Source organism: Thalassobacterium maritimum, assembly GCF_031127805.1.
GTDB lineage: Bacteria > Verrucomicrobiota > Verrucomicrobiia > Opitutales > Coraliomargaritaceae > Thalassobacterium > Thalassobacterium maritimum.
In genome coordinates this window covers 1-11,533 of record NZ_JARXHW010000028.1, presented here as the reverse complement: position 1 = coordinate 11,533, position 11,533 = coordinate 1, and the positions used below count along the sequence as shown (strand labels likewise).

9 protein-coding genes are annotated in these 11,533 nt (G+C 54.3%); 2 read left to right on the top strand and 7 right to left on the bottom strand.

Annotated elements, in window-relative coordinates; genetic code table 11:
- Window positions 1-63: 63 nt before the first annotated feature.
- A complete protein-coding gene (locus QEH52_RS12225; RefSeq protein WP_308950797.1) occupies window positions 64-1,995 on the bottom strand; it encodes an ABC-F family ATP-binding cassette domain-containing protein in 1,932 nt (643 codons plus the stop codon).
- A 64-nt stretch (window positions 1,996-2,059) separates the two neighbouring features.
- Here QEH52_RS12225 and QEH52_RS12220 point away from each other — a divergent pair, with 64 nt between their 5' ends.
- Together QEH52_RS12220 and recN are read left to right on the top strand one after the other, a co-directional pair.
- Entirely contained in the window at window positions 2,060-2,617 is a 558-nt protein-coding gene (locus QEH52_RS12220; protein ID WP_308950795.1) for a YIP1 family protein, read from the top strand.
- A gap of 24 nt (window positions 2,618-2,641) precedes the next feature.
- Window positions 2,642-4,300 carry a DNA repair protein RecN gene (gene recN / locus QEH52_RS12215; protein ID WP_308950794.1) on the top strand — a complete coding sequence of 553 codons (1,659 nt, stop codon included), beginning with the start codon at window positions 2,642-2,644 and terminating at the stop codon, window positions 4,298-4,300.
- Between the two features lie 356 nt (window positions 4,301-4,656).
- On the opposite strand, the gene QEH52_RS12210 is transcribed toward recN, so the two are convergent.
- The 6 genes from QEH52_RS12210 to QEH52_RS12185 form a co-directional block, all read right to left on the bottom strand.
- Entirely contained in the window at window positions 4,657-5,535 is an 879-nt protein-coding gene (locus tag QEH52_RS12210; RefSeq protein ID WP_308950792.1) for a hypothetical protein, read from the bottom strand.
- Between the two features lie 280 nt (window positions 5,536-5,815).
- Window positions 5,816-6,355 (bottom strand): NADPH-dependent FMN reductase, encoded by a 540-nt coding sequence (locus QEH52_RS12205; RefSeq protein ID WP_308950791.1) that lies wholly within the window; start codon window positions 6,353-6,355, stop codon window positions 5,816-5,818.
- A 29-nt stretch (window positions 6,356-6,384) separates the two neighbouring features.
- A complete protein-coding gene (locus tag QEH52_RS12200; RefSeq protein WP_308950790.1) occupies window positions 6,385-6,588 on the bottom strand; it encodes a hypothetical protein in 204 nt (67 codons plus the stop codon).
- A 199-nt stretch (window positions 6,589-6,787) separates the two neighbouring features.
- Window positions 6,788-7,069, bottom strand: a complete 282-nt coding sequence (locus QEH52_RS12195; protein ID WP_308950789.1) for a hypothetical protein — start codon at window positions 7,067-7,069, stop codon at window positions 6,788-6,790.
- A gap of 45 nt (window positions 7,070-7,114) precedes the next feature.
- Entirely contained in the window at window positions 7,115-10,303 is a 3,189-nt protein-coding gene (locus QEH52_RS12190; RefSeq protein WP_308950788.1) for an efflux RND transporter permease subunit, read from the bottom strand.
- Window positions 10,304-10,383: 80 nt separating this feature from the next.
- Window positions 10,384-11,533, bottom strand: a 1,150-nt coding sequence (locus QEH52_RS12185; protein WP_308950787.1) for an efflux RND transporter periplasmic adaptor subunit, incomplete at its 5' end; no start/stop codon positions are given.

Sequence of the window (11,533 nt, the reverse complement as noted above, 5' to 3'; positions counted from 1 at the left end):
TTCGCTTTTCAACGTAGCTTGTAAAGCGAAAATACGTAAATAGGTAATAGGGGAGAAGATGATTTAGTTAATGTGACTCAACTCCTCGGAGGCGAGTTCCCACTCGTAGTTCTTTTCTTCGAGATATTTGGCGATGCGAGCAGCCTTAATGTTGAGCTCCTTGGCTGTGGCGGGATCCGTGTAGGCATTGGGATCTTCCAGCTGCTTCGATAGCTCTGCTTGCTCGGCCTCGAGTTGCATGATTTCGGCTTCGACCTTGGCTACGCGCGCCTCTGCTTGTTTGCGTTTCTTGTTGTTGGCCTTTCGCTCTTCGGCGGCAATGCGCCGGCGCTCCTTCGCGCTGATTGTCAAGTGTTTGCCTTCGCTAGCGGGCGCACCGTCGGGGCGGGCGTTTTTCAGGCCTGCAATCAGTCCACTTTGCTCGGATTCGGCGCCGGATTTGCGTAGATAATAATCGTAATTGCCGGCGTAGTGGGTGACTTGTCCGGCTTGGATTTGAATGGTGCTCTCTGCGATCGCGCGAATGAAGTGCACGTCGTGACTCACAAAAAGCAGCGTGCCGGTGTAGTCTTTGAGAGCGCCGATCAGTGCGTCGATACTGGGCATGTCCAAGTGCGTGGTCGGCTCGTCAAGTAGTAGAAAGTTTGGCGGTGCGAGTAGTAATTTTACTAGCGCCAAGCGGCTCTTTTCGCCCCCGCTGAGCACTTTAACCTTTTTAAAGACGTCGTCGCCCCGAAACAGGAAGGCCCCCAAGATACTGCGCACGCTTTGCTCGCTGGTGCCAGAGGTGCGGTCCATCGCTTCGTCGAGCACGTTGCGCTCCATGTCCAGCACCTCCACCCGCTGCTGGGAAAAGTAGCCTACGGTGACATTGTGGCCGAGCTCGCGGGTGCCGGCTTGGATCGGGATCATTTCGGCTAAAATCTTGAGTAGTGTGGACTTGCCGGCGCCGTTGGGCCCGACCAGCACGGTGTTTTGTCCCTTTTCGATTTCGAGGCTAATGTCTTCATACACCACGTGATCGCCATAGGCCTGCTTGACATTGGTGAGTGTCGCGATCCGTTGCCCGCTGCGCTGAGGCTGTGGAAATTTGAAATGAATGGTGTCGGCCGCGCTTTCGGGCGGAGCGATCCGCTCCATCTTTTCCAGTTGCTTCATCCGCGCTTGCGCTTGGCTGGCCTTACTGGCCTTGGCACGGAAGCGACGCACGAAGTCTTCCAAATGTGCGATCTCGCGTTGTTGGTTATTATACGCAGCGAGGTGTTGCGCTTCGCGTTCGGCTTTTTCTTTTAGATACTTTTCGTAGTTGCCGACGTAGCGGTGCAATTTGCTGTGTGCAATCTCCACGATGCCATCACAGATTGCATTGAGAAATTCGCGGTCGTGCGAAATCGTCAGAATCGCGCCCGAGTAGCGCTTGAGCTGGTTCTGAAACCAGCCCAGAGTTTCCAGGTCTAGGTGATTGGTCGGCTCGTCCAGCATTAGCAGGTCTGGCTCCATCACTAATAGGCGTGCCAAGTGGGCGCGCATGATCCAGCCGCCGCTCAAGGTCTTGGCAGGCATGTCGTAGTCCTCGTGGCGGAAGGCCAGTCCTGCTAAGATGCGTTTCGCTTTGGCTTCCAGATTGTAGCCATCCAGCTCGATGAAACGTTCGACGGCTGCTAAGCGCTCCGGCGCATCGGGATCGGGGACTTCGCGTAGAGTCTTGTAGATTTGGGTGAACTCCGGACTGATTGAGGTCGCCAGTTCGGCCACTGTCTCGTCGCCGGCGGGTGCACTTTCCTGGGGGAGGAAGCCGATCCGAGTGCCGCGTTCCAGCTCGATTTCACCGCTGTCGGCCTCTAGTTCGCCCATGATGATGGAGAAGAGCGTCGTTTTGCCGGCACCATTCGGGCCAACCAGGCCTATTCGTTCGCCGCGTAAGAGGCGTAACGAGATGTCGGTGAAGAGAGTTTTTTGGCCGAAGCCTTTACTGATCTGGGAAACGGTAAGCATATGTCGATAGTGTATACAGAGACTTGCCTGATTCGTTTCTTCGGTCTTCCCTGCTAGCCGACCTATGACTGAACGAACCAATCCATTCTATGTGCTCACGCTCTGGTATAAGCCAGCGCAAACGATGCAAGGCCTAATTGAATCCGGTGCGGGGCATCGGCTCGCTCTGGTGGTGGCGATGCTCTTCGGCATGGTGCAGGCAGACCGCTTTTATTTAGCCGATCCAGAGGCCGGAATCACCTATTATGTGATGGGTGCATTGTTGGGGCTGGTGGGCCTGTTCCTCTTTGGCTGGTTGCTGCGCAATTTTTCTCGTTGGTTCGGTGGACAGGCTGTCGTGCGCGAGGTGCGTGTCGCATTGGGGCTTGGGCTCTTGCCCTGGCTCTGTTTATTCGGTGCGCTCATATTTGTTTTGGGTGCTCAGCAGGATGCCGCCGAGCTGGCTAATTATTACTGGCTCTTCTTTCTAGGCTTTCTTTATGGTTACGTGATCTTATTGCTTTCGCTGGCTAGTGCTTTGCGCTTGTCGGTGCTCAAAACTTTTCTCTGCCTGATTGTTACTGCCTTAGTCAGTATTTTTCCACTGACGCTACTCATACAACTTGTTTCAACAGTCCTTTAAGACTCGCATTTAGATCCACATCCTATGCTGCAACATATACGCATCAAGAATCTCGCACTACTCGAAGAAGTGACCTTAGAGTTTGAGTCCGGCTTTACCTCGGTCACTGGCGAAACGGGTGCGGGTAAAAGTGTGCTGCTTGGCGCCTTGGGCTTGTTGTCTGGCGCGCGCACCGATAAAGGTATGATTCGTCAGGGCCAAGACCTGCTCGAGGTTGAAGCCGCGCTTTATTTTGCGGAGTCGCAGATGATTGATCGTTTATTGGACAACGCAGGCCTGCCCGCTTGTGAAGATGGGGTGTTACTTCTCCAGCGCAGTGTGCACCGTACTAAGATTCCACGCATACAAATTAACGGTCAAATGGCCACTTTGGCACAGCTGCAAGCACTCGGCGAGTCCTGGATCGATTTTCATGGTCCCGGTGAACCGCAAAAGCTCTTCCAAGAGAAGCGTCAGCTCGAGATGCTGGACACCTATGCCGGCAACACTACCGCAGGCCTCCGCTTTGCCGAGCAATACGCAGACTGGCGCAGCGCACTGCGCGAGATTGAGGCTCTCGAAACCGGCGAACGTTTAGATGCTGACGAACTTGAATTTGTGCGCCAACAAATTAAGCGGATCGACGCTGTAGAAGTCAGCGAGGAGTCGATCGAAGAGCTCGAGCGGGACTATACCCGTATGTCCAGCGCGCAGGAACTTGTGGGACTGGCTAATGCATGCGCCGAAGGGCTGATCGGGGAGCAAAGCATCAATGATCAGTTGGGCGCTGTACTCTTGCGGCTCGAAGAATTGGTCGAGCTCGACGAAGGCTCGCAGCCATTGCTCGAACGCGCTCGCAGTTTGCAGCTCGAACTTCAAGACCTCGGCGAAGAAGTCGGGCACCTCGCCGACGATTATGACTTTGACAGCGAGGCCATCGAAGCCGCCACCGAGCGCATGAGTCTGTGGCAAGAACTGCGTCGTAAATATGGCGGCAGTGTGGCAGCCGTGTTGTCCAAGCGTGAAGAGCTCGCCCAAAAAATAGCCATCCAGGGAGACCTCGATGGCGTGTTGAATCAAAAACGCAAGGCCGCTGCCGCACTCGAAGCCGAGCTGCGCAAGCAAGCCCTCAAGTTGACCACGGCTCGCAAAAAAGCTGCTAAGACGCTCGCCCAAAAAGCGGCCGACTTATTGCAAGCCCTCGGCTTTAAAAAAGCGCGGCTAGAGATCCAACTCATCGCTGACAGCAAGCTGCACGAGCACGGCGATAGTCATTGCCGATTCCTCTTTGCCCCCAACGCTGGACAAGACCTGCAGCCACTCAATAAAATCGCCTCCAGCGGTGAGACCGCCCGGGTCATGCTCGCGCTCAAGACTGTGCTGGCAGAGGCCGACGCCACGCCGCTGCTTGTCTTCGACGAAGTCGATGCCAACGTCGGCGGCGAAGTTGGCCGCGCCGTCGGGGCTGAGCTCGCCCGCCTGGCTAAGAAGCACCAGGTCCTCTGTGTCACTCACTTGCCACAAGTGGCTTCGCTGGCACATAATCACTACGTCGTCACCAAATCGCAGGACGAAAATTCAACCGCTGTCACCATTGCCCCGCTCGGGGACAGTCGCGAGGCTCGCCTCGAAGAGCTCGCTCGCATGCTAGGCGACCGCAAGTCCGCCTCCGCCAGAGCGCACGCCGAAGAGTTGCTCGGTTGAGTGCCAGTCCTGATGCAGAGAAATAAAAAGAGAATATTAAACCACGGATTAACACGGATGGACACGGATCAGAAAATGAAAAAGAAGGAATCATATCCGTGTCCATCCGTGGTTAAACAAAATCCAGCATGATAGGATTGACGAAGGTCTGCCGTAGATGGCGAAGCACTCGACCTGCTGGTGACCATCGGCCACTCTGGAGTTTTTGCCGAAAGAATAATTGAAGAGTCAGATACTTTGGAGGTGTTTCTGGTAGAATTCTGCACACAGCATAGTTCAGTTTTTGAAGATCTTAAAATCTAGAGGTCTTTCACCGTCTCTCAGTTGTTACCGATAGCCGGCAACTACGCGCTCGCTTATTTACGAAATTGACGGCGTTGCAGACCGAAGAGGCCGCAGGCTAAGCCTAGCCAGAGGACAGTTGATGCCGGTTCTGGGACTCCGGGAGCGTTGACTTCAACTAAAGGTGGATTCGTGGCCGATAGGAATAGGCCGCGGCGACTGCCTGAAGTGCCTGTAATTCCCCAGAGGAACTCAACACCATCTGTTCCAATTTGAGAATAAACAACTGAAGCGGTGTGCTGCTCTTGACCCGGGGCAGTTGTGGAATTGTCGACATTTCCTGTGACTAGGTAATTCGTGCTCTCGCCAGCTGCTAAAGTTGCGACTTCATATTCGGTGCTGTCGTATGTGAGCGTGCTGACCGCTAGGTTGGTGGGGTCATTTAGCATGACTCCATTCACTGTCTCTGAGCTGATGACTCCAAATGTATCCGAGAAATCATTACCGGTTGTGTCTTGATCAATATCATAGACTTGCACGATTACAGTGTCGGTCACCGCAAAGGCATTTTCGTTCGCGTCAATAAAGCGTAGGTTGAAGCTCACATATGCGTCGGTATCTGAGGCGATCACAAAAAATATAGACTCGTTGCCATCGCTGGAGTTGCCATTTCCATCTACAGTCGATAGGCCGTACTCATTATTTCCGCCGAGACCACTGCCTCCGTTGACTAAAGCACCATCGCCATAGTCCACTCCTGCGCTGGTCGAGTTTACTGTTAGAATGACGTCCAACGATTCACCATCCACTGTTGCTGCATTGACGAATCGATATTCATCTAAACCATTGCCACTGTCATAGACAGTAACAGAGGAAAATGAAATATCAATGGCGGCACTCGCGACACTTAGTGTTGCGAAGAAAAGACTATATGCTCCAAGTTTAGATCCCATGGGCGCAAGTTGCTACTACGCTAAAATCTGTAGTCAAACATCAAAATCGATGTAGGTAACTAAAATATGATTTATGCTCGTTGTCGTATTTGAAAAAAAACTACTTTGTTCCTGTTAATCGGGTTTGAATGATTAATCATGGGTGCAGAAAAGTATAAGTTTTGCGCACTTAGTGGTGAAAATTGGACACTTCAGGGAAGTGGCAATCAATTCGCTACGCGTAGCTGGGCATTTGTTTCAATGTGCTTTGCGGGATCTGGGAGGGCAGGTGAATTTTTTTTTAGAAAGTCGAACGAAATTCGGCCAATTTTCGGGCAAAGTTCTTTTTGAGTGTTTCGTCTTGGATGCCGTCTGCACTTGAAAAATTGTCGCTGAAGGAGGGCAGCGAGAAGGTCGCGGCAATTTTGGCGCCTAAATGTGGGAAGCTGCTGCTTGCGGTTCCCAGCACTGTGGCCCCGCCGCGTGCGCCTGGAGATGTGCTAAGTAGTAGCATCGGCTTTTCGGACCAAATTTTATGTTTATGGCGCGTGCCCCAGTCGAAGAGACTTTTAAAGGCTGCGGTATAACTGCCATTATGCTCCGCTAGCGAGAGAATGATACCATCGGCTGCTTCGATTTCTGCGACGAAGGCTTTCGCACTGGCTGGGATTCCATCCTTGGCTTCTGCGTCGACTGAATACATGGGAGCTGTAAAATCGTTTAAATCGATCACTCTCACCTGCACTTCAGGCAGGGCATTGGCTGCGTACTCGGCGAGTTGTTTATTGATGGATTGGCTGCTGGTGCTGGCAGCAAATGCGAGTATGGTCGGCTTATTCATTTGTAGCAGGAGGTATTTTGTTTCGAAAACTAAGATTTAGGCTTAAACAATGCGGCGTCTAAGATGGACCAAAGGTGAATCACCCAGCCCATGAGTATGACCCATAGCATACTTGCGAGGACAAAATGGATGAGCGCCATCAGTAGGCGGCCTTGTACTAATTGTCCTAGTCCCGGTATGAAAAAGCTGCATAGCGCAGCGATGACGTTTCCTGTTGATCCTTGTTCTGCCATGGGAGCAAGCTAAGCATTGAATGTTCTGCTTACAAGTGAGAGTTCAGATAATTCAGAGATTTCTGGGGGGGCATACGCTGAGTTAGAAGCCTCGGTTCTTCGAAGCGGGGAGTGTTGATTGCGGGCGTCGATTCGTTCCGGCCCCAATCCATAGGATTGAGGATACGCTGAGTTAGGGGCGTAGCACTGATCGCGTGCGCTAAGATAAGGCCGTGATTTTTTCGGCGACTGTATTTTCGTGTCCTGCTTTTGTGCGGATAAAGAGTTCTTGCAGGCCTTTTGCACTTTGAGTGGCAGCTTTGATGCCTGCTTGTTCGATACGCTGCACTTTAACGCTGCCTGTGCGGCTTTGTTTACCGAGTGATTTGCCGCCGTAGGAATGCCCAATGATCACACCAATGACCCCATCGAGCGCTTCGATCTTTTTGATCATCTGTCGGCATTCTTTAGAGGTGCTTTGATGGCGTCCGCGGGAAGGCATAACTAGTCGTCGATTCGTGGAATTTAGGTTTCGTGCGTGCGTCTGCTAAGCACGCTTATTTGAATGTTTGTTTCCAACGCAGGTTTCTCGAAGGTCTTCTAGGATCGAGTAAAATGCGGGGACTAAGAGCAGGGTGATGAAGGTGGCAAAGAGCACGCCGAAGCTGAGGGAGATGGCCATAGGAATGAGGAATTGGGCTTGTAGGCTGGTCTCAAATAGCACTGGCAAGAGGCCGGCGAAGGTGGTGAGTGAGGTGAGGATGATTGGGCGGAAGCGTAAGGCGCCGGCTTCTTCGATGGCTTTGCGCAGAGGCATGCCTTGGGCACGTTCTTGATTGATGAAATCGACCAGCACCAGGCTGTCGTTGACCACCACGCCGGCGAGTGCGACGAAGCCGAGCACGGACAGGATGCTCATGGGCTGTCCCATGATGATGTGGCCGCCGATGGCTCCGATCAGGCCGAAGGGGATGACGATCATCACGATGACCGGCTGAATATACGATTTGAGTGGGATCGCGAGTAGGGCGTAGATGATGAAGAGCGCGATCAGCGTCATTTGTTGTAGGCTGGCAAAGATGTCGGCTTGTTCGCGGGCCTCTCCCTCGAAGGTCCAGGATACGCCGGGATAGTCTTTCATCAGGCTGCTGAGAAAGCCGTCCAGCTCTTGCTTCCCTTTGAGGTCGGCCTTGATGAGGCCGAGGTCGGCGATGTTTTTGTCGGCGTCGGCGGTGATGTTGATCACGCGTCGGCGGTCGACGCGGGTGATGGAAGAAAAGCCGTCGGTGATTTTGAAATCGGCGACTTCATCGAAGGGGACCTCGTGCCCGTCGAAGGTGCGGATGCGTAGGTCTTCGAGGTTCTCGACGGACTGTCGTTCGTCGAGTGGGTAGCGCACCATGACCTTGATGTCGTCACGACCGCGTTGAATGCGTTGGGCTTCGACGCCGTAGAAGGCGGCGCGCACTTGGCGACCTAGGTCGGATTGGCGCAGCCCGAGGGGCTCGGCGCTGGGGCGGATGTCGAGTTTAATTTCTCGTTTGCCGCTGCTGTAGTTGTCTTTGATGTCGAAGAGTCCTTCATAGGTGGCGAGTTTCGCTTTGATCGCTTCGGAGGCGGCTTGCAGGCTGTCGAAATCGCGGCCGGAGAGTTGTATGTCGATTGGCATGCCGGCGGCACCGGCTGCGTTGGCATTGAAGGAGAGCTCTTTCACGCCGGCTACCGGGCCGATCATATCGCGCCAGCGATTCGCGAGATTGGGCGCGGAGAGTGATTCGATATTGCCGCCGCCGGGCAAGTCTTCGCGTTTGACCAGTTCCACTGCAATCTCGGCGATGTGGGTGCCGGTGTTGCTGCCACTGGCATTTATGGGGTCTCCATTGCCTTCAAAGGGCTGCCCACCGATGGTGATGACGACGTTGTCAAAGGGCTCGCCGTGGCCTTCTTCTTTGACCTCTTCGATCAACTGATTGAGCCCGTCATTCATTTGTTCAATCGCGCGGGTGGTGAGTTCGACTGGGGTGCCTTCGGGCATTACGAGTTTGGCGACGATGTAGTCCGAGGGCACGGGGGGAAAGAAGACAAAGGGCAGGTGCTTGCCCGCCAGCATGCCGAACATGATCATAAGTGTGCCGACAAAGGCGGCCACCGTGGCGTAGCGAAACTGTATCGCGCGTTTCAATACCGGTCGATAGCGATGCTCGATGAAGCGTTCCAAGCCGTCGGCTACTTTGCGCTGTTGTCGTTGTAGCCAGTTAATTTCTCCACGACTGCCGCCGCCTACGTTGCACAGCGTGAGGTGGTAGGGGAGCACTAGTTTTGACTCGATTAAGGACCAGATCAAAGTCGCGATCACGACCACCGGGATCGGGTAGAAGAACTTACCTAAGAAGCCCGGGATGGTGAGAATGGGCAGAAAAGCCACGATGGTGGTGAGCACCGCAAAGGTGACTGGAATCGAAACGCGCTTGGTGCCGGCGACAGAGGCTTCCACACCGGGGCCGCCGTGTTTTTGAAACTGGGTAAACACACTCTCGCCCACGATGATGGCGTCGTCCACCACGATGCCGAGCACCAGTATAAAGCCGAAGAGCGAGGCTAGATTGATGCTGATGCCTAGCATCGGCAGGAAGAGCATCGAACCGAGAAAGGAAATCGGGATGCCCAGCATCACGAAGAAAGCGAGTGAGGGACGTAGGAAGAGCGTCAGGATCAGCAGCACCAAGAGCAGGCCGTAGAGGCCGTTCTCGATTAGCATCTGCAGGCGTCCTTTGAGGTAGTAGGTGAAGTCGCGAAAGGCTTCGACTTGAATGCCGGCTGGCAGGTCGGCATCGATCGTTTGGGCGAAACTTTGCACGCGTCCGGATACATCCAGTGCGCTCTCGTCGCCCACGGCATAGATGCGCAGCAGCACCGCGCGTTGACCATTGAATTCAGTGATGAGGGGATCGTCCACGAAGCCGTCCTCCACGCTGGCGAGGTCGCGCACACGCACGACACTGCCATCGGCGCGAGTGATGACAGGCATATCTTCGAAGCCCGCGCCGGTGTAGGCTTTGCCTGTGGTGCGTAAGAGAATTTCGCCCCCGCGGGATTTGATCGAGCCGCCGGGGATGTCGACGGATGTGTTGCGGATGGCTTGCACCACGTCGTCGAAAGTGAGGCCGTATTGGCGTAGTGCGATCTCAGATACGTTGATTGAAATCTCAAATTCAGCGACGCCTTTGATGTCTACTTGTGTGATGCGCTCGCGGACGTTGAGCTCGTCGCGAATATACTCGGCGATCTCTTTGAGAGTTTTCACATCCGCGTCGCCATAAACTGCGAGTGAGATCACTTCATTGCGAATGAGTAGTTCTTCCACCTGCGGTTCTTCCGCTTCTTCCGGGAAGTTATCGATGGCATCGACGCGCACTTTGATTTTGTCGCTGACTTCGGTGGCGTCGTAGCCGCGTTCGACTTCGACCAGTACCGAGCCGTAGCCTTCGCCGGCGGTGGCGGTTATTTTTTTGACGCCGTCGACGTCTTGGATGCGGTCTTCGATCAGCTCGATAATGCCGCTTTCCACTTCCTCCGGGGCGGCGCCGGGGTAGGGCACGGCAACGCTGACCATGTCGAGGTCTAGCTCAGGAAATAGCTCCAGCTTGATACTCATCGCCGTGAAGAGGCCTGCGACAATGATAATGCCTGCGAGCAGATTGGCGGCGACGCCGTTTTGTGTGAACCAACGAATCATTTATTGATGGGTGATGGTGGATGGGTGATGGCGGATGAATGATGAATGATGGCGGATGAGTGATTCGTTATTATTCATCATTAATCCGCTATCACCTCTACGGGCATGCCTTCGACGTAGTAGGCGATCGGGCTGGTGGCGACTCGCTCGCCGGGGGCGAGGCCGGCGGTGATGACGACTTCTTCGGCATCGCTTTGAATGATTTGCACGGTGCGTGTGATGAGGGTGTTTGTCTCTGTGAGGATGTAGACGGTATTGGAGCCACGCAGGGCGTAACGCGGTATTTTGTAGGCATCGCTCAGGCCGCGGCCTTCGATCTCTGCGTGGAGAAAGGTGCCGCGTCGTAGCGCTGGTTGCTCGGGCTTGGGGTCAAAGGGCGCATTGATTCGAGCCACTGCATAGAGCAGGCGGCTGGTCGGATCGACATTGTCTTCGATACGAATGAGGGGCGCTTTCCACTGTAGCTCGTTGCCATTTTTATTTTGTGTGAGCGTGACAAAGCGTTGTCGTTTACTGCGCTGGTCGAGCAGCGAGGCTTCTTGTTCGGTCATCGGTAGGCGCACCTCTGCACTTTGAGTTGAGTAGATGCGACCGAGCGGATTGCCGGGGTTGGCGGTGATATATTGTCCCAGGTCGGCTTGTTTCATCAGCACAATTCCATCGTAGGGTGCGGTGATTTGGGTGCGCTCCAAATCGCGTTGAGCGCGTTTCAGATTTGCTTCGGCGCTGGCGATGCGCGCTTGCGCTTGAGCGAGTTGAGGCTTGCGCAGAGTGAGATCGCTGGCTGCGCCCTCACCGAGAGCTTTCCAATCGGCGGCCGCTTGTTGGGCCTGGGCTTCTTCCTGTGCCAGTGCTAATTGTGCGTTGGCTAAGTCGGCGGCCGCATTGGCGGCTGCGGCCTCGTAGTCGGCGGGATCGATTTTGATGAGCAGTTCGCCTTTGCGAAAGCGATTACCGACATTGAACAGCTCCGCCATTTCGATGATGCGGCCACTGACCTCGGCGATGAGATCGGTTTCGGTGGTCGGTAGCAGCGTGCCTTGGCTCTTGACTGTGAGTTGCACCGATTGAGGCTGCACTGTAATCACTTCGACATTGGTGACCGGTCGCTCAGGTGTGACCTCTGCCGCCTCGGGCTGTAAGATCACCAGTGCTGCCGTGATGCCGCCGGCGGACAGTAGAATGAGTATGGGAAGGAGGACTTTCATAAATAGTAGGGGCGTGACTTGT